The 24048-nt window shown below is 46.7% G+C and carries 17 protein-coding genes; 8 read left to right on the forward strand and 9 right to left on the reverse strand.

What is annotated here, in order from left to right:
• Positions 1-62: 62 nt before the first annotated feature.
• The 5 genes from ACFOEE_RS05200 to ACFOEE_RS05220 all read right to left on the reverse strand — a co-directional run bounded on the left by ACFOEE_RS05200 (position 63) and on the right by ACFOEE_RS05220 (position 8893).
• Positions 63-1916, reverse strand: coding sequence for a GGDEF domain-containing protein (locus ACFOEE_RS05200; RefSeq protein ID WP_377121613.1), 1854 nt, complete (start codon positions 1914-1916; stop codon positions 63-65).
• On the reverse strand, positions 1913-2827 hold the full coding sequence (locus ACFOEE_RS05205) for a hypothetical protein (RefSeq protein ID WP_377121615.1): 915 nt from the start codon (positions 2825-2827) through the stop codon (positions 1913-1915). Before ACFOEE_RS05205 ends, ACFOEE_RS05200 begins: the two co-directional genes overlap by 4 nt.
• A 294-nt stretch (positions 2828-3121) precedes the next feature.
• Positions 3122-6226 carry an efflux RND transporter permease subunit gene (locus ACFOEE_RS05210; RefSeq protein WP_377121617.1) on the reverse strand — a complete coding sequence of 1035 codons (3105 nt, stop codon included), beginning with the start codon at positions 6224-6226 and terminating at the stop codon, positions 3122-3124.
• Positions 6223-7536, reverse strand: coding sequence for an efflux RND transporter periplasmic adaptor subunit (locus ACFOEE_RS05215; RefSeq protein ID WP_377121619.1), 1314 nt, complete (start codon positions 7534-7536; stop codon positions 6223-6225). The genes ACFOEE_RS05210 and ACFOEE_RS05215 overlap by 4 nt, the downstream gene beginning before the upstream one ends.
• A complete protein-coding gene (locus tag ACFOEE_RS05220; protein WP_377121621.1) occupies positions 7526-8893 on the reverse strand; it encodes a TolC family protein in 1368 nt (455 codons plus the stop codon). The genes ACFOEE_RS05215 and ACFOEE_RS05220 overlap by 11 nt, the downstream gene beginning before the upstream one ends.
• A gap of 690 nt (positions 8894-9583) precedes the next feature.
• Between ACFOEE_RS05220 and ACFOEE_RS05225 the strand changes: the two genes are divergently transcribed.
• Positions 9584-13054: a S8 family serine peptidase gene (locus ACFOEE_RS05225; protein ID WP_377121623.1), complete on the forward strand. Its 3471-nt coding sequence runs from the start codon at positions 9584-9586 to the stop codon at positions 13052-13054.
• 115 nt (positions 13055-13169) lie between these two features.
• Here ACFOEE_RS05225 and ACFOEE_RS05230 read toward each other — a convergent pair whose 3' ends face one another.
• On the reverse strand, positions 13170-13352 hold the full coding sequence (locus ACFOEE_RS05230) for an alternative ribosome-rescue factor A (protein WP_377121625.1): 183 nt from the start codon (positions 13350-13352) through the stop codon (positions 13170-13172).
• 58 nt (positions 13353-13410) lie between these two features.
• Here ACFOEE_RS05230 and ACFOEE_RS05235 point away from each other — a divergent pair, with 58 nt between their 5' ends.
• Positions 13411-13572 carry a hypothetical protein gene (locus ACFOEE_RS05235; RefSeq protein ID WP_377121627.1) on the forward strand — a complete coding sequence of 54 codons (162 nt, stop codon included), beginning with the start codon at positions 13411-13413 and terminating at the stop codon, positions 13570-13572.
• A gap of 2 nt (positions 13573-13574) precedes the next feature.
• Here ACFOEE_RS05235 and metH read toward each other — a convergent pair whose 3' ends face one another.
• Genes metH through ACFOEE_RS05250 form a run of 3 tightly spaced genes read right to left on the reverse strand, consistent with a single transcriptional unit; the run spans position 13575 to position 18212 of the window.
• Positions 13575-16208, reverse strand: a complete 2634-nt coding sequence (gene metH, locus ACFOEE_RS05240; RefSeq protein WP_377121629.1) for a methionine synthase — start codon at positions 16206-16208, stop codon at positions 13575-13577.
• Positions 16209-16219: 11 nt separating this feature from the next.
• Complete coding sequence (locus ACFOEE_RS05245; protein WP_377121631.1) at positions 16220-17275, reverse strand: homocysteine S-methyltransferase family protein; 1056 nt, start codon at positions 17273-17275, stop codon at positions 16220-16222.
• Positions 17265-18212 (reverse strand): homoserine O-succinyltransferase, encoded by a 948-nt coding sequence (locus ACFOEE_RS05250; RefSeq protein WP_377121633.1) that lies wholly within the window; start codon positions 18210-18212, stop codon positions 17265-17267. Before ACFOEE_RS05250 ends, ACFOEE_RS05245 begins: the two co-directional genes overlap by 11 nt.
• Positions 18213-18384: 172 nt before the next feature.
• Between ACFOEE_RS05250 and ACFOEE_RS05255 the strand changes: the two genes are divergently transcribed.
• The 6 genes from ACFOEE_RS05255 to ACFOEE_RS05280 all read left to right on the forward strand — a co-directional run bounded on the left by ACFOEE_RS05255 (position 18385) and on the right by ACFOEE_RS05280 (position 24008).
• A complete protein-coding gene (locus ACFOEE_RS05255; protein WP_377121635.1) occupies positions 18385-19287 on the forward strand; it encodes a DMT family transporter in 903 nt (300 codons plus the stop codon).
• 174 nt (positions 19288-19461) lie between these two features.
• Positions 19462-21135 carry an energy-dependent translational throttle protein EttA gene (gene ettA, locus ACFOEE_RS05260; protein ID WP_377121637.1) on the forward strand — a complete coding sequence of 558 codons (1674 nt, stop codon included), beginning with the start codon at positions 19462-19464 and terminating at the stop codon, positions 21133-21135.
• Between the two features lie 116 nt (positions 21136-21251).
• Positions 21252-21614 (forward strand): PilZ domain-containing protein, encoded by a 363-nt coding sequence (locus ACFOEE_RS05265; protein ID WP_377121639.1) that lies wholly within the window; start codon positions 21252-21254, stop codon positions 21612-21614.
• 239 nt (positions 21615-21853) lie between these two features.
• The gene (locus tag ACFOEE_RS05270) at positions 21854-22258 is read left to right on the forward strand and encodes a DUF350 domain-containing protein (RefSeq protein ID WP_377121641.1); all 405 of its coding nucleotides are present in this window, start codon (positions 21854-21856) and stop codon (positions 22256-22258) included.
• 11 nt (positions 22259-22269) lie between these two features.
• Entirely contained in the window at positions 22270-22854 is a 585-nt protein-coding gene (locus tag ACFOEE_RS05275) for a DUF1190 domain-containing protein (RefSeq protein WP_377121643.1), read from the forward strand.
• A complete protein-coding gene (locus ACFOEE_RS05280) occupies positions 22854-24008 on the forward strand; it encodes a glutathionylspermidine synthase family protein (RefSeq protein WP_377121645.1) in 1155 nt (384 codons plus the stop codon). The genes ACFOEE_RS05275 and ACFOEE_RS05280 overlap by 1 nt, the downstream gene beginning before the upstream one ends.
• The last annotated feature ends 40 nt before the right edge of the window (positions 24009-24048 follow it).

Raw genomic sequence — 24048 nt, forward strand, 5'->3', positions numbered from 1 at the left:
AATACAAGTGATTCATGGCCGCAGTATACCCGTTGCTTAATAAGCTTTCGAGCGGCAATTACCTAACGCTCTAGCATCACCTGACTGTGGCTGGCAAACATCCGTAGCGCGCCTTTACGGATCAATGTACGCGCTTGTTTGGTAAAGAGCTCGGCATTGGCGTATTCCTCAGGCTGCAACAATTGTGCAACCCCAAGCCAAGCATTACGACGGGCTTCTTTAGCAATATACAGGCTGACATCGGCCAGCTCCAGCGCTTGCTCCCAGTTGAGCCAGTCAGGGCGCTCTTTACATAACGGCATTGGCGCAAAGCCAATAGAACAAGTACAAGTCAAAATATGGTCGTTAACTAAAAATGGATAGCTGCTGACCTGCAGACGAATACGTTCAATCACATCGCACACATCCTCTCGCTGCATGTCTGGCATCAGTAACAGAAACTCTTCACCGCCCCAACGCACGATAATGTCTGAACGCCGTGTACATTGCTTCAAAATATCGGCGAAGCTTTGCAAGATAAGATCGCCCGCAACATGACCATATGTGTCATTAATGCGTTTGAAGTGGTCGATGTCAATTAACGCAATAATACATTCACGCTCTTTGATATCTGCCATTAAACCATTGATCACGCTAAAAAAGTAATGACGATTACGTAGCCCTGTGAGGCTGTCGGTAAAACTCAGCGCCTGCAGACGTTCATTGCGTTCGGCAAGTTCCGACGTTCGTTCTCTGACTTGCTGTTTTAGCAGTACAAGATAACGCTTGTTCTGCCAACGCCAATAACCAAAACCGCAGATCCCCAGTACCAATAACCCGAGCAGCACCCAGCGCTGTTGCGCTAAACGAGCATTTTCCAGTTGCTGTTGTGTTTCCACCAGTTGCTCAGCTTGCACTGCATTATCTTCTTCCAACAAACGAAGCTGTTTCTTCTGCTCGGCAAAGGAAAACTGCGCCTCTAGTTGCAGTACCTTGTTGCTGCGCTTTTGTAGATTGAGTGCCCGCTCGGTCATCATGGCACGCTTTAAATATAAATGCGCCTGTTTATAATCGGCTTGCTGTGCGTAGCTACTGGCCAAAATGTACTGTAACTGCGCTTGTTCAGCCAAGTAGCGGGTATCAAAGGTGTTACGCAACTGGGTTAATGCCAAGCGGTTAGCCGCGTCAAAATCCCCTGCTTGCAAATAACACTGCGCGACGAGTACATGGTATTGCAATAGCGCCCTAGTAGATAATAGCTCAAGCTTGTCATTCAATTCTAACAAAGCCACCCGTGCACCACGGTAATCCCCTGTTGCAAGGAGCGCATCTGCATAAATCAAAATGGCTTCAGCACGCTGGGCTTTCGTCAGCTCAGTTTGATGCAGTTGTTTTAGCATCACTTCTTGCACTTCACGGAAACTACCGCGTTGCAATAAAACGCGAGCGTGCCAAAACTGCGCTTGGATCTGATAGGTCACTGGTAACAGCTTGTTGCGTAGCAGTTTATTGGCCAGTGCCATATAGCGCTCAGCGACATCACGGCGCTCTAAGTCTAGTTCCAGCGCCACAAAAGCAAAATATACGCGCAGCAGCAGTTCTGGCTGATTAAGCTTTTCTGCCACAGTGAGTGCCTCATAGTGCAGCGACAAGCTATTCTTATATGCGCCATATTGCTGCACCACACTGCCTTCCAGCACTAAGCTATCCGCAACGGTTTCTTGCATGCCGAGCATTTTAGCCTGCTCCCGCAACAACCGGATCTTGGGTAATAAACTCAACTCAAAATCTTGTTTAACACTGCGCTGTAAGTCCTTAAATACAGATAATAACTGCTGATGTTGCAGTGCATGAGATTCAGTTACACCCTTTGAGTCTGCAAAAGCCCAGTGGCTGAGCAATAACAACCAAGCGCTGAGACACCAATTGCACCTCATTTGTGGCCCCAAAGTGTTGTGGGCAACATATGTTGGTTTATCGCCTGCCAATGCATCACACGCGAGTTAATAAAGCCAGATTGGCGCAGTGCTCGTTCAATTACACCGCGCTCGCGTAAAATGTGTAAGCCTTTATTAAGGGCAGCATACACGCGCGCACCGTCGGGATGACGCTTACTCACCACAAAATGCCGAGAATCAGGCAGCAATACTTTCAAATTATTGATGGGCACATAATCTCGGTCTAAGAAAGTCATGGTGAGGTTTTCGCTAACACTAAAATTGACCAGCATGGCATCAGCGATCTGATTTTCAACCATATCCAACATAGTTTCCCAAGGACCAATAAAGCTAATGATGTTTAGTTTAATGTTGTTTAGTGCATGCCAATCTACTTGCCAGCGCGGATTAGCAACGACACTGATTTGGTCTAGGCGCTCTGCGGGTAAATCATGCAATGCCACGTTGAGCTTACTGACGTAAAGCCCAGCCTCATATTCGCCCACACGCACCACAGGTTCGCTAATATACAAAGACCCAGAATAGTTGATAATGTCTTCATGCCACACCGAGCGCGCCAAAAGCAAGCTATCACCGGCTATCAAGTCACTATATTCCATTAAATTGACTGACGGTTTAGCACGAAACTCTACCTTGCGCGTTTCGCCGCCCAAATACAGTGCTTGTTGCAGCAACACCATTTCTACTAACTCAATATGAGAACCTTGGGTAATAGGATGAAAGTCATTTAATTCGAGGGGATTTTTGCCCTGTAAAAAGGTTTGATAGCGCTGACTGAAGTTTTCGCTGCTAATAATATCAACAACCAGAGGCTCAGATTGAGCAGGTTCCTGAGCGGCAGCAAACCAGGGTAACAAGCACAATACAACCCCAATTATTTGTCTCAACATCTCTACCTCTCCCCATTCGATAGCAGATTATATCGTCAGTTCACAGCAAAAGTTAACTATTTAAAAACAAAAAGCCATCCTAATGAATTAGTTTCATATCCTAAACAAACGGATTAAGCATATATTTTCAGCATTACACTTTTTATAACAATGATTTATCGCAACGTACTAGACACTAATTACTATAGCAGTCGCTTGCTTGTTTGCTGGGATGAAGGTGAAATTGACTAGCTAACTCGACAGGAGCGCGCAGCGGTAACGAGCTTGCCTTGCAGGCAAGCTCGTCAGGTGGGGTTATTGTGGTTTTGGCTTGCCTAAGATCAAGGCTTTGCCCGTGGCCATCACTTGATAGTTAATTGGGACTAGAATCAGCGTAATAAAGGTTGCAAATAAAATCCCAAAGCCGAGGCTTACCGCCATTGGAATTAAGAACTGCGCTTGGGTTGAACGTTCAAACAACAGTGGCATCAAACCAATGAAGGTAGTCAGCGAGGTCAACATCACGGGGCGAAAACGCACCACACCTGCTTGCAATAACGCATCGTGCATTTTAGTCCCTTGTTTGCGTGCATTGTTGATAAAATCCACTAACACTAAGCTATCGTTTACCACCACGCCTATCAGCGCCAAGATCCCCAATAAGCTCATCATGGTTAAGTCCATACCCATGATAAGATGCCCCGCGATGGCGCCGATGGCACCAAAAGGGATCACCGACATCACCACCAGCGGCTGACCGTAGCTTTTAAATGGAATTGCCAACAGCGCGTAAATGGCAAACAAGGTAAACAGCAAACCAATCTCTAAGCTTCCGAATGACTGGCGCTGCTCTTTTGCCTCCCCTTCCAAGGAATAACTAACACCTGGGTACTGCGCGGTTAAATCACTTAAAAACTGCTGTAAGTCGGCTTGTAGCGCAGTCATGTTAACGCTTTCTTTATCAATATCAGCGGTAACATTTAAGGTTCGATAACGGTCAATACGGTAAATACTGGCCGGACTTTGCCCCGCTTTAAATGTCGCAACTTGACCAAGAGGAACATGTTTGCCACCCGGTACACTAATTTCAAACGCACCTAGTTGCGCCAGTGAAATCCGTTCTTCAGCAGGTAAACGTACCATAACGCGGATATCATCACGGCCACGTTGAATGCGCTGCACTTGCGCCCCATAGAAGGCATTGCGCACTTGGCGCAGCACTTCGGCGCGGTTAAGACCAAGCGCTAGCCCCACATCATTGAGGTCGATTTGAATTTCTTGCTTACCGTCAGACAAGCTATCCGCAATATCAAACACCCCTTCGTAGTGATTGAGCTTTTCTTTAATAAACTCAGCAACCGTGCTGAGTTCATCAAGGTTATTGCCGCTCAGTTGCACATCGATGGGATCAGACAAACGGCCAAATTCGGCGCGGAAGGTTAAGACTTCAGCCCCCGCAACTGGGCCTATCAAAGCGCGCCATTCATTGACTAACTGAACACTGCTGACCTCCATCACTCTGACTTCTGGCGATTGGATCTCAAACCGTACCCGCCCCATTGCCGAACCATTGCTAGCACCAGAAGAACCTGACGACGACAGCACGTTTAAGATCACACTTTGCCCTGTTACTGGGTCGGTGTATTTTTCTTTGAGCTGCAACGCGGCTGCCACCATACGTTCAATGTGACCATCGGTGACTTCAAACGGTGTCCCTGTTGGCATGGTGAGATTGACCCGCGCCGTTTCCGATTCAATCCGTGGAAAGAACACAAAACGCAGCCAACCTGACATGATCATGACTAAAATCACTACAAAAATGCCACCAAAGCCAAGCAAGGTTGAGGTTTTATTATTTAGGCACCAGCGCAATACTGGTTGATAATATTTCAAAATGGCTGCTTCAAAGGCATTGGCAAAGTTCTGCTGCCAACGACTAAACCCACTTAATGGCTCGTCTTTACGTTGTTTGAGATATTTTAAATGGGCTGGCAGCACAAATTTTGATTCCACCAGCGAGAACAATAATACGGGGATCACCACTACCGCGATTTGCGCAAACATTGCGCCACGCCCGCCTTCAATCATCAGCATAGGAATAAATGCCACCACAGTGGTGAGCACGCCAAACGTCACAGGCGTGGCTACTTCCTGCGTGCCCTTGATGGCTGCATCAAGGCCGCTGCGGCCATTTTGCAGATGGCGATAGACGTTTTCACCCGTCACGATAGCGTCATCTACCACTATCCCGAGTACTAAAATAAAGCCAAATAAGCTGACCAAATTAAGTGAAATGTCAAAAAATGCCATCGCCAAAAACGCCCCAGTAAAACTGATTGGGATGCCAATAAACACCCAAAACGCGATTGCAGGACGCAAGAATAAGGTCAATAAAGCTAAAACTAAGATCCCACCTTGAATGGCGTTGCTGGTTAAGGTTGATAGGCGTTTTTTCACCACTTCCGAGTCATCATCCCAATAAGTGAGATTCACCCCTTGCGGCAGTCGCGCTTGCTCTTTTTGCACAAACGCTTTAGCGATATCTGCCACCGTAATGGCGCTTTGCGCGCCGACCCGATACACCTGAATAAGCGCGGCTGGCTCGCCGTTAAAGCGCGTCAGTAGCGGAGTTTCTTCAAAATTATCAGCGATTTGAGCTATATCGCCCAAGCGAATTAAACTGCCATCAGCAGCGGTTTTAATGATAATTTTGGCAAAGTCTTGTTTTTGGTAAGCCTGACCTTTAGAGCGCAGCAATATTTCGCCCCCTTCGGTTTTCACGTTACCAGCCGAAATATCCTGCGAGCTATTACTGATAAGCGAGCTGATTTGGCCTAAGGTCAAATTGTATTGACGCAGCGCATCCTGACTGACATTAATGGCAATTTCATAATTACGCACCCCTTCGAGACTCACCTGAGTGATGCCGCCTTCCCGAAGCAGATCATCACGCAATTGTTCTGCCAAAGTACGCAGTTCACGTTCTTGCAGTGGCCCAGACAAAGCCAAATTAATCACTTCGCGATTACGCTGCGCAAGGGCAATACGAGGTCGCTCTGCGTCGATTGGTAAAGTAGAAATCGCATCGACACGACTTTTGACATCCGCCAGCAATTCTCGTGGATCGTAACCTGATTGCGTTTCTATGGTGATGTTGGCGCTACCTTCAGTGGAGCGACTGGTAATACGTTCAATACCTTCTAAATCGGCAACCGCTTCCTCAATACGAATGGTGACGCCACGTTCAACATCCTCAGGCGTCGCTCCGCGTAGTGAAACCGCGACAGAGATACGGTCACTGGCAGTATCAGGGAATACTTCAAGCGGAATATCACGCACTAAACTCATTAAGCCAACAAACAACAAGCTCAGCATCAATAAGTTAGCGGCCACATGGTTACGCGCAAACCAAGCTATCATGGTTGTTGCTCCTGTGCGGTTTTCGCCTCAGCGTTTTTTTGCTGTGGTGCAGCAGCTTGATTACGTTTGGCTGGTCGCTCGTCTGCGGTTTGACCTTCAGCAGCTGCATCACGGCGTTTGCCTTTACGCTCCGTTTGCTGGGCTTTGCCGTCTAGTTCGACGATAGAAACCACTGTGCCACTTACCACTTGACCAAGAGGACTTGTCACGAGCACATCACCCGCTTTTAGTCCGTTGCTCACCACACTTTGACGATCATTTTGCCAGCTAATGGTTAAATCACGGCGCGCCAAGCGCCCGGCTTCGACTACAAACACATAACTGTTTTGGTATAACGCCTTATTAGGAATAAGTAACTGTTCAGCGAAGGTCTTGCCTTCAATTGAGGCGGTGACATATTGGCCGATTTTCAGCGGTGCTTTGTCTTGATGTTGGGTGCTAAATGGGTCGTCAATTTGCGCCACCACATAAAGTTGTTGCGCGTTACTATCAATTGCCGATTCAGTACGGACAATTTTGCCTTGCCAGCTTTGTGCTTCACCAAACAAAGTTGAGGTAATCGTCACCGCGGGTTTGGCTTGCAGTTCGCTGCCTTCGCGGAACTGCTCTGGTAAGGCAATAAAAGGAAGGTCGCGCTGTTTCAGCGGTAGGCGGATCTCAACATAATCAGTAGCGTAAATTTCCGCGAGCTGGCTGTTATTGCTAGCAAGCTGGCCAAGGTCCACTTTTTTACTTAGCACTCGGCCATCAAATGGCGCTGCAACTTGAGTACGCGCTAAAGCTAACTCCGCAGTGGCAAGTTCTGCCTGCGCCGACAGGAGTTTCGCTTGCGCGGCGGCCATTTGTGGCTCACGCAATACCAAAGGCGAAGGGGTTTTGGCACCATTCCCAAGCCGCTGCCAATCTTGTAAGGCTTGCTCACCGCGGGCTTTTTCCTCAATCAAAGCTTGTTCGGCACTGAGCACATTGGCTTTGGCGGTTTTTACTCGCGCTTGATAATCACGGTCATCTAACTTTACCAGCACTTCACCGGCGCGAAAAAAACCACCATCACGGAACTGGCTATTGAGCCACACTACTTCACCACTGACCTGACTTTGCAAGATAGATTGGGTACGCGGTTTGACTACCCCAAAACTCGCCAGCTGATAGGTAAATGGCGCCGCGGTTAACGTCACTGCCTGCACATTAATTGCAGGAATTGGCGGTGCTGGACGCTGCTTTGCGGCGGGTTTCATAAAGTGCAAAAGGGCGAGAATCACAGCCACAATAACGACAATAAGGGCGGATAAACGATACTTAGATTTCATTTTGAGATCCTAATGAAAGCGCAAAACGCGTTGCAAGCGGACGACCAAGCGCGGTCTCCAAAGTAATAATTTGTTGTAATTGTTCGGCACTTAAGCTGATAAGTGTCACTTCTGCATCAAGGGCACGTTTTTGTGCATCTAGCACTGTGGTGTAGGTGACCAATCCTTTTTGGTACTGAGCAAAAGACAAGTCCTGCGCCAGCACTGCATTTTCGTAACCCGTTTGTGCCAGCGCCAAGCGTTGCACGGTAGCGCTACGCGCCGTAAGTGCAACTTCAACCTCACTATAGGCAAGATTCACAGTATCTTGGAGTTTGCTAGCCGCGATTTGGGCATTACTTTGCGCTCGCAATTCTTCACGCGCGAGCCGACCACCATCAAAGATAGGCTGGGCCAAATTCAGCACCCAAGACCACAATAAATCCCCTTTTAATAAGTCTTTGAACTCTGAGGAACTGTAGCCACTTGAGGCAGTAAGTTTAAAGGCAGGAAAGCGAGCTTTATAAGCGACTGCCGCACTGCGGTCCGCAGTCAGTAACGCAAACCAAGCCGCTTGTACATCAGGGCGCTGGTTCAGCACTTCGCTTGGCAAGTCGCTATACTGCTCAGCATGCCATTCAGGCAAAGCTAATTGGGTGATCACACCCGAGGGATATACCCCCACCAAAGTTTGTAATTGGCTGACGGTCTGCTTGAGCGTTTGTGCTTGGCTGACCACTCGACTTTGCTCAGCGGCCACACTAGAACGCGCCGAATAAATATCCAGCGCGCTGGTTAAACCGAGTTGATAGTTTTGCTCAAGCATCACTAACTGCTGCTGCAAGAGCGTGGCACGCTTTTCGTAAAGCCCCAGCAATTGCTGCGCTTTTAGTGCCTCAAGATAAGATTGCGCGACTTGCTTTAATAGCTGCTGGCGAGTTTGTTGTAAGTTCTGCTGCTCTTGTTGCCAAAGCAATATACTTTGTTGCTCAGCATCTGCTAATTTACCGAACCAATCCAATTCGAATGACAAACTGGCCGTAAGACTACTGCCACTTGAGAGGTTAGTAGCCGTTTGTCTACGACTTTGCTCCAGCGCCAGTTTCACTTCAGGTAAACGACTCGCACCAGCATTGTCCATGTTCAGCTCTGCTTGCACCACTCGTTGCTGTGCTTGCAAATAGCTTGGGTTTGATAAAAGTGCTTGTTGTAACCAAGCAGTAAGGTCAACCAAGTCACTACTGTGTTCACTTTGCCAAACATTTACCGCCTGTGATTGCAACGAGGCACGCTCTGGTAACGAATAACACGCGCTCATGCAAAGTGTCAGAATCGACACAATATACACTTTGGTCATCGGAATAAGATCACTGTTCATAATAGGAGTTGCGCACAATGTAGAGTGATAAAATGGGTTACTCAAATATCTTTACGCTGCTTTACATAAAAAGATCGCAGATAGAGATAAATGAACAAATATTGCAGCCAAATAGCAGATGTGCGCTTAAAAATAACGGAAAATGGTTGGATAAAACTAAGGCGTGCAAACCTTTTAGGTACGATTTTTGCTCAAATCAAAGGCTTTCAATACGCGAAATGAGCAATGCAGCATAGTAGTCTATGTAAAGTGCGAATGACAAAGTAGTGGAAGCTTTTGGTTGACCCCTTCGGACAGCGCTAGTTAGGTATTTATTCAGCGTTATCGGCTGAATCACATAGTCCACGGTGCTACGCAGCCTCTGCTGAGCAGCCCCTGCCTTGCCTAAATACCTAATTTACTGCAGCAAAAACAAACTGCAAAGGTCAACACGCCCTAAATTAATCTATTTACACGCCGGAATTGTTGGCAAAGTTGCACGCTGCAAATAAAAACCTTCTGTTTACATTCATTTACCTTACCAAACTCTTATAATTCATGCATTTACATCAAACCCTGCGCAAATGTAAACCGTTCCATAAGTTTGTGACACTTTGTGTGTTGATTGCAAATATCATATTGCATAAGATTCAACGCTCGTTTGTACCTTTAAAATGCTATTTACAATAAAAATATAATCCTGAGGATCTCATGTCTAAAATAACAAAAATGTCCGCCGTCGCTTCTGCTGTAAGCGCGATTCTTCTCTCTGGTGTAGCAACCGCCGCCTCATATCAGGACTATAACGTAGAAAAAAAACAATCAATTAAACAGCAATATGCTGAATTGAACAACACTCAAACCAAAGCTGCAGAACAAGAAACACTAACTTGGTTAGTTAAACTCAAGACACCTTCTATTGCTGAACAAAATCTAGCTGGCGTAGCTGCAAAAACGGCAAGAGTTGATATAGCTCAAGCACAGCAGTCGGTTGAAACAGCCATTCAAGATTTAAACATTGATTTACAAGTAGTGTCTAAAACCAGCAAACTGGTCAATGCGTTAGTCGTCAATGGAACGCAAAAAGATGTTGAGCAACTGCTAAATAATCGCCAAGTTGAGAAAATTCTACCCGTTTACGATTATAAGCTAAATGTTGCAGAAAGCGCCGATTACATCAAAGCAACGTCGCTAATCCAAGCAGGCAAAGCCACAGGTGCAGGCATTCGCGTTGCAGTCCTAGATACGGGTGTCGATTACACTCACAAAGCAATCGGTGGTTCAGGTAATGTAGCTGATTACCAAGCTGCGGCAGCTGATCCAGCTGATACGCCAGCATGGCCTCAAGGTAAAGTAATTGGTGGTTACGATTTCATCAACAATGACCCAGATCCAATTGACGTAAATACTAACCATGGAACTCACGTTTCTCATTCAGTGTTAGGTATTTCTCCAGACGTTGAGCTTTTTGTCTATTCAGTGTGTAACAGTGGTTGTCCGGGTTTAGCTCAGCTAAACGCACTTGAAGCTGCGATGGACCCAAATGGCGACGGTGACATCTCTGACCGTGTTGATGTCATCAACATGTCTTTAGGTGGCGACTTTGGTCGTCTTAAAGGAGGCGCTGTACAAGAGCTTATCGACAAAGCGGTTAAACTTGGCACTAACGTAGTTATTTCCGCTGGTAATGATGGCCCAGTTCCATTTATTGTTGGCGGTCCAAGTACGTCTGCCAACGCCCTGTCTGTTGGTGCGATGACTCACCCAACGATTGAATCTGCACACACAACCAGTTCATTCCTAGGTGCGGACGTGGCCGTAGGTATTTCTTCATTCAACCCTGAGGACGAGTTTGAGTTTAACAGCGACACGGCACCTATCGTATTCTACCCAACAGGAACGAATACAGCTGGCGAGGAAACTTCCCTAGCCTGTGAAGACTTCCCAACATCTGTTGATTTTACTGGTAAAGCTGTACTAGTTGACCGCAATACCTGTAACTTCACACAAAAAGTATTAAAAGCGCAAGCACGTGGTGCTGCATTTGTTATTATCGCAAACCGTGACGAAGGCTCAGGTCCAATTAGCCCAGGTGGCTCAGCTCATCCTGATATTACCATTAACAGTATCGGCGTGAGCTACGGACTTGGCAAAGCAATTAAAGCGGAGCTTAAAGCGGGTAATAACGTCGCATATTCAGTGAAAGCGGAGCTAAAATCTCAAGTGGGTGCCATTGCATCATTTACCTCTCGCGGCCCTTCTATGGATGGTTTACTCAAACCTGAAATCACCGCGCCAGGTGTGAGCATTATGACAGCGCACCCAGGTCTTGGTGAAGGTTTAACTCCTGCCAGCGGTACTTCATTCTCAGGCCCGATAACAGCAGGCGCGATGAGTATGCTTCATGAAGCGCTACCCACTCGAAATGCGCTAGAACTAAAAGCTACTATCATGAATAGTGCTAATTTGGACGTTACGATGGAGCCACGCGCTATCAATCCAAATGCGGCACTTGCTCCAATCAGTTATATCGGCGCAGGTTTAGTTGATCTGGATAAAGCGACTTCTTTACCAGTTGCTGCATGGGCACAGGATACGCAACAAGCTGCGCTATCGTTTGGTCTAGTATCACTTAGCAAAATCAGTAGCTTGACCAAAACTGTGGTGGTGAAAAACTTCTCCAACGACACGAAAACTTATCGTCTGTCACACGACCAACGTTTCGCGGATGATGCTGAGCGTGGTGCTTTGAGCATGAACTACCCAGAGTCAATTACAGTTGGTGCCGGCCAAACTATGACTTTTGATGTGGTAGTGACGATTGACCCAAGCAAATTACCTGAATGGACGCTAGATTCATCAAACTTACAAGATGCAGCGACTTCAAGTCTTCTTACCACGGTTGAGTTAGATGGCGCGCTATACTTTAGCGAGAATAACGAAAAAGCCTTCCATTTGGTATATCACGTGTTGCCAAAAGCCACTGCAAGTGCTGAAGTCGCACCAATGAAATCGGCTGACGGAATCCAACACCAGCTTACCAACACGGGCGCCGCTCAACTTGATCCATTCTTTGCACCAACTGTTGCAACAGACGTCGTGGGTGATGCAGAGCGCCTAGATATTATCGGTGCCTCTATCGAAACTCTCCCAGTGCCAGCACAATTCTGTGAAAGCGGCTATATGACGTTCACTACTATGGTATTGGACAAGCCATTGACTCTGACCTATCAAGGTGGCTTCTTAGCCGATGTAGATTTCCCTGCAAAAGGCGAGACTAAACCTGACGGTGTGTATGACTACACTATCCAAAGCGGTCAATTATCTTGGTTCGGTGACCAATATCCAACAGGTCAAGCTATTACATTTACTCACCCGTATAACAAGTCATCGGGTGAAATCAACGACATCTACTTTACCGCAGGTAATAACTACCTAACGCTAAGTTCTTGTGTTGAAAAACTTGGCCTTGATGGCGCAGCGCTAGCTGCAGGTGTACCAGCAAGTATTCGTTTCCGTACTGAAGAACGTTCATGGACACCAGTTCCAAAAGCTTCACTAGACGAAGTGATAGTAGATTACACCTTCAAAGTATCAAGTGGTGAAGTAGCAGCACTGGTAGATACCGCAGGTAACGAATTGGAAGATGGACTTGCACCGGGTGAAACCGCAAACTTAGTATTTGGCGATTCTGATTTCATTATGTTGGCAGACAATGGTGCGATGGCAATGATTGCAAAACCAACTGCGGATGCGCAAGTTGCCCCAGTGATCACAGCCGATCAAGCATTCAGCGTACAAGAAAATACTGCCAACGGCACTGTCATTGGTGAAGTTGCTGTAACTTATGCTTCAACGCTGGCAAAACCTGTGTCTGAGTTTATCGTTACTCGTTCAAGCTCAACTGCACTTACTGTAAATGCCGCAGGCCAAGTCGTGGTAGCGAACAGTTCACAACTAGACTATGACGCTGGTCTGCACAATATCGAGCTAGAAGTGGTTGCTACAGATACAGCTGGTAATGTATCAGAGCCTGCCGTTATCACAGTTAAAGTGACTAATTTAGCTGATGAAGAAAGCGAGAAACCAAAACCTGTAGTAGAAACTAAGAAGAGCTCTTCAGGTTCACTATTCTGGTTGCTATTGGCTGCACCACTGGCGTTATTCCGTCGTAAAAAATAATTTACCGATATAAACGCAAAAAAGCCCGTCAGGTGACGACCTGACGGGCTTTTTTTATTGCAATGCTGAACACGTCAGGACCACAAAAAACCTTATGTTATGACTTAAGTGCGAGTTACGCTGCCATAAGATAAGGCTCTCGGCCTTGATGTTTTGCGTTACGTTGATATGACCCTTTACCTTTTTTCGCTTTTTCTACTTTGCTTTTAAATAATACGCTGGTCACTAATGCTTTGATGGCATTGTCGTTGATTTCGCCACGCTGATGGTCGTGGGCAATTCGTTTGTTTTTACGCATGCTTGCTCTCACCATAGAGATTAAATTTATCGTTACAGTAACGACTAGGATTAAAAAAATGCCAGTGTTGGCGCGCGCATTATTGAGAACAAATGGGGAAAATACAAGTGGCAAAGCAAATAATGTGCAATGGATTGAAAACTGCTTTTATGACGCAAAAACAAAAAACGCAGCGGGTAATCCTGCTGCGTTTTTAACGGCTAAAGCTTGCAGATACTAAGCTTAGGCGTCTGGGTCGTAACCCAAGTTTGGTGCAAGCCAACGTTCGGCTTCAGATAAACTTAAATTGGCACGACGGGCATAATCTTCAACTTGGTCGCGCTGAATGGTCGCCACCGCAAAATACTTAGACTCTGGATGAGAGAAATACCAACCCGATACCGCCGCACCCGGCCACATGGCATAGGAGCTGGTGAGCTTCATGCCAATGCGGCGCTCAACATCCAGTAAGTCCCAGATTTTTTGCTTTTCAGTATGCTCGGGGCACGCTGGGTAACCTGGCGCTGGGCGAATACCTTGGTAGTTTTCACGAATAAGTTCTTCGTTAGACAAGGTCTCATCCGCGGCATAACCCCAATGCAGTTTACGAACTTGCTCATGAAGGTATTCCGCAAATGCTTCAGCCAAACGGTCGGCAACCGCTTTGATCATAATTTTATTATAATCATCGTGTTGCTTATCAAACGCGTCAGCCAAATCGTCTTCCGCTAACCCACCCGTGACCGCAAATGCCCCGATATAATCCGCTACCCCTTTTGGCGCTACGTAATCGGCTAAACAGTAATTAGCAAAATCGGTTTTTTCCGTTTGTTGTCGTAAATGACACGCCAAGTCGAGCCTTTCCGTACGGCTTTCATCAGTATAAATTTCAATGTCATCACCGACTCGGTTTGCTGGGAATAAACCAATCACGCCAAGCGGTTGCAAGCTTTTGCTGGCCTCTAACTCATCTAACATGGCGTTAGCGTCATGGAATAAGCGCGTGGCTTCCTCACCGACTACCTCGTCTTGTAAAATCCGTGGATATTTACCCGCCAAACTCCAAGTCATAAAGAATGGCGTCCAGTCGATATAGGCGCGCAATGTCGCAATCGACACATCTTTAAACTCTGTTACGCCAAGCGCCTTAGGCACAGGTGGCGTATAGTTTTGCCAATCCAGTTTCAGTGCATTATCGCGAGCCTTGGCAAGGCTGACCGGTTTTGTGCGGGGCTTTTTACGCGCTTGTTGGTCGCGTACCACCACATATTCGTCTTTGACCTTTGCCAAAAACGGCGCTTTTTGCGTAGCCGACAGCAAACTAGATACCACCCCCACCGCTCGGCTGGCGTTATTCACATACACCACGCCTTTGTCGTATTGAGGTTCAATTTTCACTGCCGTATGCGCTTTTGAGGTGGTGGCACCACCTATCAACAAGGGCAGCTCAAAACCACGGCGCTTCATTTCTTTGGCAACATGCACCATTTCGTCGAGCGATGGGGTAATTAGGCCAGATAAACCGATAATATCGGCGTTGGTATCAATCGCGGTTTGCAAAATCTTTTCTGCTGGTACCATTACACCAAGGTCGATAACCTCGTAGTTATTACACTGTAAAACCACCCCAACGATATTTTTGCCGATATCGTGGACGTCACCTTTTACCGTTGCCATGACGATTTTACCTGCGCTCGCACCACCTTGTTTTTCCGCCTGAATATACGGGTCAAGGTAGGCCACCGCGCGTTTCATGACCCGTGCCGATTTCACCACTTGCGGCAGGAACATTTTACCGGCACCGAATAAGTCGCCGACCACATTCATACCGTCCATCAGCGGCCCTTCAATGACCTCTATTGGTTTGGCAAAACTTTGTCGGCACGCTTCGGTGTCTTCTTCGATATATTCAGTAATACCTTTAACCAGCGCATGCTCAAGACGCTTGGCAACCGGCCAGCTACGCCATTCAAGGTCTTCGACTTTCTCGGTTTGCGCCATACCAGAATATTTCGGCGCCAATTCCACCAGCCGCTCACCGGCACCGGGGTCGCGGTTTAAGATCACATCTTCAACGGCATTGCGTAGCTCTTCAGGAATGTCATCGTATACCGCAAGTTGCCCAGCGTTCACAATGCCCATATCCATGCCCGCTTGAATGGCATGGTATAAAAATACCGAGTGAATGGCTTCACGCACAGGGTTATTACCACGAAACGAGAATGACACATTCGACACCCCGCCCGAAATTTTACAGTACGGCAGGTTTTGCTTGATGCGACGTGTACCTTCAATAAACTCAACGGCGTAGTTGTCGTGTTCTTCGATACCCGTTGCGACCGCAAAAATATTCGGATCAAAGATAATGTCTTCTGGTGGAAAGCCTAGCTCATCCACCAAAATACGGTACGAACGCTGGCAAATCTCAAATTTACGATCGGCTGTTTCTGCTTGGCCTTTTTCGTCAAACGCCATCACCACCACAGCTGCACCAAAGCGTTTAATGATTTTTGCTTGGTGAACAAAGGGCTCAATCCCTTCTTTTAACGAGATGGAGTTAACGATTGCCTTACCTTGAATGCACTTTAAACCCGCTTCAATGACTTCCCATTTTGACGAGTCGACCATAATAGGCACACGTGAGATCTCAGGTTCAGAAGCGATAAGGTTAAGAAACTTCACCATGGCCGCTTTGGAGTCGAGCATTGCCTCGTCCATGTTGATGTCGATGACTTGGGCGCCACTTTCGACCTGCTCGCGGGCAATTTCTAGCGCGGTTTCGTAATCCCCTTCCATGATCAAACGCTTAAAGCGCGCCGAACCGGTTACGTTGGTACGTTCACCGACGTTGGTGAACACAGCTGTCGCTTGACTCATACTGCTATTTCCTAATTCAAGTTACAGGCTTCAAGACCCGCAAGACGCATACGACGCTCAATTTCAGGCAATCGACGTGGCGCCACATTGGCGAGCAATTTGCTAAAGGCTTTAATATGTTCTGGGGTGGTACCACAACAGCCACCGACGATATTGATAAAGCCTTCTTTGCCCCAATCAACTATTTCTTTTGCCATGTCATCGGCTTCTAAATCGTACTCACCAAACTCATTGGGCAAACCCGCGTTGGGGTGTACCGAAGTGAAGGTTTCACACACCCGTGATAACTCTTCAACATAAGGGCGCAGTAAATCTGGGCCAAGTGCACAGTTTAAACCAATAGAAATCGGTTTAATGTGGCGGATAGAGTTGTAAAACGCCTCAGTGGTTTGACCGGATAAGGTCCGCCCTGACGCATCGGTAATGGTGCCAGAGATCATCACCGGCAAGCTTTGCCCTGCACGCTCAAACGCTTCTTCCACCGCAAAGGCGGCCGCTTTGGCATTGAGCGTATCAAAAATGGTTTCAATCAAAATCAAATCGGCGCCGCCTTCCATTAAGGCTAAGGTCGATTCGATATACGCTTCAACCAGCTGATCAAAGGTAATATTGCGATAACCTGGGTCGTTGACATCCGGTGAAATAGAACAGGTTTTTGACGTTGGCCCAAGCACCCCAGCCACATAGCGCGGTTTACTTGGATCTTGCGCCGTAAATTCATCACATACCGCACGCGCCAATTTCGCTGACTCTAGGTTAATTTCACGGCTCAGCGCTGCCATGTCGTAGTCTTCCATCGAAATGGTGGTGGAGTTAAAGGTGTTGGTTTCGATAATATCCGCGCCCGCCGCCAAGTATTGGCGATGAATGTCGCGGATCACCTCAGGCTGTGTCAAACTCAATAAATCATTGTTGCCTTTGACTAACACATGCCAATCTTTAAAGCGCTCACCACGATAGTCTACTTCTTCAAACTTATGTTTTTGGATCATCGTGCCCATCGCGCCATCTAAAATCAAAATGCGCTGTTGCAAGGCGGCGGTTAAGGCGGTGAGTTTATTCTGCATAATTGTTAGTCCTTACATCTTGGCTAACTAAGTTAATGTCGTATGGCGTAGTTTGGTAAACATAGTAGTTTAACCAATTAGAGAATAATAAAAACGCGTGGCTTTGCCACACTTTTGACGGCGTTGCACTGACGTCATCATTTGGGAAGTAGTGCAGAGGTTTTGGCGCATCAGGCCCTTTGGCTAAATCACGTTGATACTCTTTCAGTAAAGTATCTGCGTCATATTCTGGGTGGCCGGTGATATACACTTGGCTGCCTGAGTGATTTTTTATCAAGTAAGCGCCCGCCTCTTCCGACCCCGCCAAAGTAATTAGCTGACGACAAGCCGCCAAACGTTCGTTTTCGATATGACCATAACGCGAATGCGGTACATAGAAATTGTCGTCAAAGCCCCGGGTTAGTGCACCATGATCGAAAAAACAACGGTGCTGAAACACGCCACTGAGTTTATTGCTACGTAAAGTGCGCTTAATACCATAATGGTGATAAATCGCCGCATAAGCCGCCCAACATGAAAATAACGTTGAGGTAACGTGATGCTCAGCCCAATCGAAGAACGCACAAAGTTCTTGCCAGTAGGTCACCTCTTCGTATTCCAAATGGGCTAATGGCGCACCGGTAACAATTAAGGCATCGTAGTTTTGTTCTTTCACGTCAGAAAAATAACGATAGAACATGTCTAAATGTTGCTCGGAGTTTTCTGAACTACGGTGGGTGTCTAAACGCAATAAATCCACATGCACTTGTAACGGCGTGTTGGCTAATAAGCGAATAAACTGCACTTCAGTTTCGACCTTATTGGGCATTAAATTCAAAATAGCCAGTCGCATCGGACGGATCTCCTGCGTTAGCGCACGGCTTTGTGGCATCACAAAGACATTCTCGTGGCGAAGTTTGGCAATGGCAGGTAAATCGTCTTTGACTGTGATTGGCATAACTTACTCCCAAGGTGATATTACCCGACATTATGACGGGAAATAGGAAATTTTCAACCTCTAGATGTATGGACGTCCAAATGATTTTATTGCTACCCAAACTCACTTTAATGTTTTGCTTGCGTATATAATCTCCACGTTTGAGATTAAGCTACTTAAAAGAAGAAAAATTATGCCACTTTTGGGCGAAGTTGTTGCGCTAGTCGCTGCGTTTAGTTGGGCCTTTTCCACTTATTTATACAAACAGTTTTCACATCAGCTTAGCGCTTTTGAATTAAATGTCAGCAAAGGCGTATTGTCATCATTGTTAATGCTGGGAATTATTCTTGTCATGCAAGATACCGCTATACCCTCGATGCCTCAGGCTTGGCTTTGGCTGGTACTTAGCGGTATTGTGGGTATTGCCCTTGGCGATAGTGCTTATTTTGCGGCACTCAAAATGTTAGGACCGGCACGCACGTTAGTGGTGGAATCTTTGGCGCCCATTTTCGTGGTGCTGATCAACTTAGTATGCTTTTCAGTAAGTCTTTCTGCACAAAGCTATTTGGCCATTACCTTAACCACTTTAGGCGTCATCATTACGCTTTACCCTAATGGTCCACTCGATATACAGCCAAAACATTACCTGTTCGGTATTGGCTTTGCGTTAACTGCTGCTTTGTGTCAAGCCTTAGGTATGGTACTCACCAAACATGCCGTTAGTTATGGCGAATACAGTACTTGGTGGGCAGCGCTTATTCGCTTATTTAGCGGAACCTTTGTGATTGGCATGCTGGTAGCGTTCTTGCGCCATCACTCGCTTTTAAATGCACTTTCACTTCAGGGGGTAAGCAATAAAGCATGGCTATTCATTGCTATTTTCTTTGGTACTTTTTTGGGTGTTTGGCTGCAATTTGTGGCGGTAAAGTTTACCGATCCGGCCATCGCGCAAACGTTGTTTGCGACGTCTCCACTGATTGTGATGAGCATCACCCTTTGCAAAGGCGAACGATTAACGCGAGGTATGATAACGGGTGGATTACTTGCTTTTACCGGCGTTGTGCTTATTTTTATGCCTAATCTCTTGGTATTGTGATACACCAAGCATTCGCGAGGTCACGGGTAAACAACCTAATCGTACTGACTGTTATACTTTTTGAGCTAACAACACTAAGCTAAAGCAGTTTTAAATGCAGCGTGACATTGAATGCCACTCTGTATGTCACTACAATATTAGCAATTTTATTGACTATTTTTATAAGGTTTGGACATGCCATTACCGGATAAGTTTATTTACACGATGCATCGTGTAAGTAAAGTAGTACCTCCTAAGCGTACTATTTTAAAAGATATCTCTCTTTCATTTTTCCCAGGCGCGAAAATCGGTGTGTTGGGTCTTAATGGTGCGGGTAAGTCAACTTTGCTTCGTATCATGGCAGGTGTGGATAAAGAGTTCGAAGGTGAAGCGCGCGCGTTTCCAGACACAAAAATCGGTTACTTACCACAAGAGCCTAAACTAGACGAAAACAAAACGGTTCGTGAAACCGTTGAAGAAGCCGTAAGCGAAGTGAAAAACGCACTGCGCCGTCTGGACGAAGTCTACGCTGAATACGCGATGGAAGACGCTGATTTTGATGCACTAGCCAAAGAGCAGGGTCAACTAGAAGCGATTATTCAAGCACACGATGGTCACAACATTGATAACGTACTTGAGCGCGCTGCAGATGCATTACGCTTACCTGAGTGGGATACGCCTATCAAGGTCCTTTCGGGTGGTGAGCGCCGCCGTGTAGCTATCTGCCGGTTATTGCTCGAAAAACCAGATATGCTACTGCTTGACGAACCAACCAACCACTTGGACGCTGAGTCTGTGGCATGGTTAGAGCGCTTCCTACACGACTATGAAGGCACTGTTGTGGCGATCACGCACGACCGTTACTTCTTAGATAACGTAGCAGGTTGGATCCTAGAGCTTGACCGTGGCCACGGTATTCCGTGGGAAGGTAACTACTCTTCATGGCTTGAACAAAAAGATGCGCGTTTGAAGCAAGAAGAAAAGACTGAAAAAGCACGCCAAAAATCGATTGCTCAAGAACTTGAGTGGGTTCGCTCGAATCCAAAAGGTCGTCAGGCTAAGTCGAAAGCGCGTATGGCTCAGTTCTCTGAACTTCAAGCTACAGATTACCAAAAGCGTAACGAAACCAACGAGCTTTTCATTCCACCAGGTCCTCGCCTAGGTGACAAAGTCATTGAAGTATCGAACCTGAAGAAGAGCTTTGGTGACCGCGTGTTAATCGACAACCTCAGCTTTAACGTACCAAAAGGTGCCATCGTCGGTATTATCGGTGCCAACGGTGCGGGTAAATCAACGCTATTCCGTATGTTAAGTGGTCAAGAAACACCTGACAGCGGTACGATTGATATCGGTGAAACAGTTCAGCTTGCAACCGTTGAACAGTTCCGCGATAGCATGAACGATAATCTGACTGTATTCCAAGAGATCTCTGATGGTTTGGATATACTCAAGATTGGTAACTTTGAAATTCCAAGCCGTGCTTACATCGGTCGCTTCAACTTCAAAGGCACTGACCAACAGAAGTTCGTAAAAGAGTTATCAGGTGGTGAACGCAACCGTCTACACCTAGCTAAACTTCTTAAAGCGGGCGGTAACGTACTGTTACTAGACGAACCAACCAACGACCTAGACGTCGAGACATTACGTGCACTTGAAAACGCGATTTTGGAATTCCCAGGTTGCGTCATGTGTATCTCGCATGACCGCTGGTTCCTTGACCGTATTGCAACTCACATTCTCGACTACCGTGATGAGGGCCAAATCAACTTCTTCGATGGTAACTATACAGAGTACGAAGAGTGGTTGAAAAAAACCTACGGCGCTAATGCTGCTGAGCCAAAGCGAATTAAATACAAGCGTATTGGCTAAGCTACACGCTTAAGTTGATTTCAGGCCCTGTCAAGACAGGGCCTTTTTGTTAAACCAAGTTGTCAGAACAGGCAAATGCCAACTATGCTTTAAGCATCGCTTGATGGGGATTGACGATGGAAGACCGCAGACGATTTACCCGTGTATTGTTTTCGAGCCGCGCTAAACTAATGACCGCTGGCGGTGACTATAATTGCGAATTACTTGATCTGTCTTTAAACGGCGCCTTAGTCAGTTTACCGCTCGGGTTTATCGCAATGAAAGACGAGCCCGCCAGTCTGCGTTTTGCCCTACCCGAAAGTGATGTGGTTATCCACATGCAAGTGGAAATCCGCCATATTGAAAACGCCCACCTCGGCCTACATTGCACCCAAATCGACTTGGAAAGTGTAACCCATTTGAAACGTTTAATTGAATTGAACTTAGGTAGCGACTTGATTTTGTACCGAGAACTTGAGCAGCTCGCCATTCATCATTAAAATCCCCTTATACCAAAACTATTTGGAGTTACTGCTAGACGGCGAGTGAGCCAATCCCCGTGAGTTTAGATAAACTATGTGATTGAGGGAGCAAACGTAGCCAACTCCGCGGCGGCTTCAAATGGGCAGGGTATAGTACTGTGACAAAGCTGCAATCGCGCTCGTAGTGCATAACATTGCAGTAGTTTGGCTTTTTGTACTACATTCCACCTAGCACTATAAAAACAGGAAGTAAAATTATGATTTTGGACTCATTGCAAGGTTTTGTGCCTTTTGCGTTATATTTTAGCCTTGGCTATCTGCTCACCGTCACCTTTCTCTTTATTTACTCAAAAGTCACACCACACTGTGAATGGACTTTAGTTAAAGCGGGCAATACCACCGCTGCGATTGGCTTTGCTGGCACGCTAATTGGCTTCGTATTACCCATTGCCAGTGCCGCTATCAACGCAGTATCACTACTCGACTTTGTGGTTTGGGCTGTGATAGCAGGCGTTATGCAACTCGTGACGTTTTTCATGGTGCGTTTGTATATGCCAGCGCTTTCAGAAAAGATTGAACAAGGTAAACTGAGCGCCGGCCTCTTTTTAGGGGCAGCGTCACTTGCTACCGGTATCCTCAACGCCGCGTGTATGACTTACTAAGGAGCGCAGGGATGAAACGTAGTCGTTTTATAAAACTCACCCTGATGCTCGGTGCCAGCACTCAATTAGCCGGTTGTGGTGACAGTGAAGAACAAAGCCTTATCTTCAACAATATCGAAGATTGCACCTCATTTGGGGTAGATGTTGAAGCCTGTACTGCACAGTATCAGCAAGCACTTGAGAATCATGTTCAAGAAGCGCCTAAATACGCTAATCAACAGCTCTGTGAAAGCGATTTTGGCTTTGATCAGTGTGAAGGCTCCGGCTCTATCTGGCGTCCTATCATGGCGGGTTTCTTAATCGCCGCAGTCGCAGAAGCTGTGGACGAAGGGTTAGATTACGCGAAAAAGAAAAAGCGTAAACAAGCCTATATGGGCGGAACTTACTTTGGTGGCGGCCGGCCACTTTACCGCTCACGGGACGATTATTTTAGCTTCCGCAATTCCAAGAATGATTATATTTCCAGCGTCAGTAATCGTGGCTCAGTGATGGTAAAAAAATCAGCGACTAGCTACCCAGTAACGACCTCACGCACCACCACTTCGCGTGGCGGGTTTGGTCGTAGTGCTTCTTCTCGTAGTAGTTGGGGCGGTTAATGCTGCGCATTTCTTGTCAGGAGCGGCCCGATTTGGCCGCTCAGGCACAATTTTACGGTTTCGATTTTTATCGAATTGATAATGAAATGTATTGGGATGAGCGCGCTTTTTACCAGTTTACGCTCAAACAAATTGAACATGACTTAGAAGATCCCAGTAACGAACTAGCCCAGATGTGTGAATCCTTGGTCGAGAAAATAGTCACCGATGAACAGCTGCTGCGGCGTTTTTGTATCCCAGAACCGTTTTGGGATCTCATTGCGGATAGTTGGCACCACCGCGACATGAGCCTCTATGGTCGATTCGACTTTAGCTACAATGGCAAAGCATCAGCAAAATTACTCGAATACAATGCTGATACGCCAACATCCTTGTACGAGGCGGCGTTTTTCCAATGGCAGTGGCTTGAGCAACAAGTGGATCGTGGCGTGTTGCCACGTAATGCCGACCAATTTAACTGCATTCAAGAACGTTTAATTGCGGCATTTGCGCGCTTACCTCGCTCTCACCCTTGGCATTTTGCCTATTGCGCCGATTCGATAGAAGACAAAGGGACTGTGATGTACTTGCAAGACTGCGCTTATCAAGCTGGTCTTGCCACAGCACTGTTGCCGATTGAAGATTTGGGCGTGGATGCGCTTGGGCAGCTCACCGACTTAGAAGATCAGCCAGTGCAAGGGTTGTTTAAACTCTACCCGTGGGAACAGTTGTTTAGCGATGATTTTGCTGCACACCTCAACACCACCCATACTCGCTTTATCGAGCCGCCGTGGAAAGCGGTGTTGTCTAACAAAGCTATTTTACCTTTGCTGTGGCAACACTTTCCCAATCACCCTAACCTATTGCCCGCTTACTTTGCAGGGGAAGAGCAAGCAGATTTGGGCGAGGCATTTGTCAGCAAGCCGGTTTTTGGTCGTGAAGGCAGCAATGTGACGTGGTTTCACCCACAAAAAGGCCGCATTCATCAAGGTGGTAGTTATGGCAGTGAAGGGTTTATTACACAGGCATTGGCGCCGTTACCGCAATTTGGCAACGACCATACTCTATGTGGCGTATGGCTGGTGGATAACCAAGCTTGTGGCTTAACCATCCGCGAGGATGAGTCGCCCATAACCAAAGATACTGCGCGGTTTGTGCCGCATATTATTGTCTAACACTGAGACATCTAAAATGTAGGCAAGTATTATACTGGCC

Source organism: Pseudoalteromonas fenneropenaei, assembly GCF_042643375.1.
GTDB lineage: Bacteria > Pseudomonadota > Gammaproteobacteria > Enterobacterales > Alteromonadaceae > Pseudoalteromonas > Pseudoalteromonas fenneropenaei.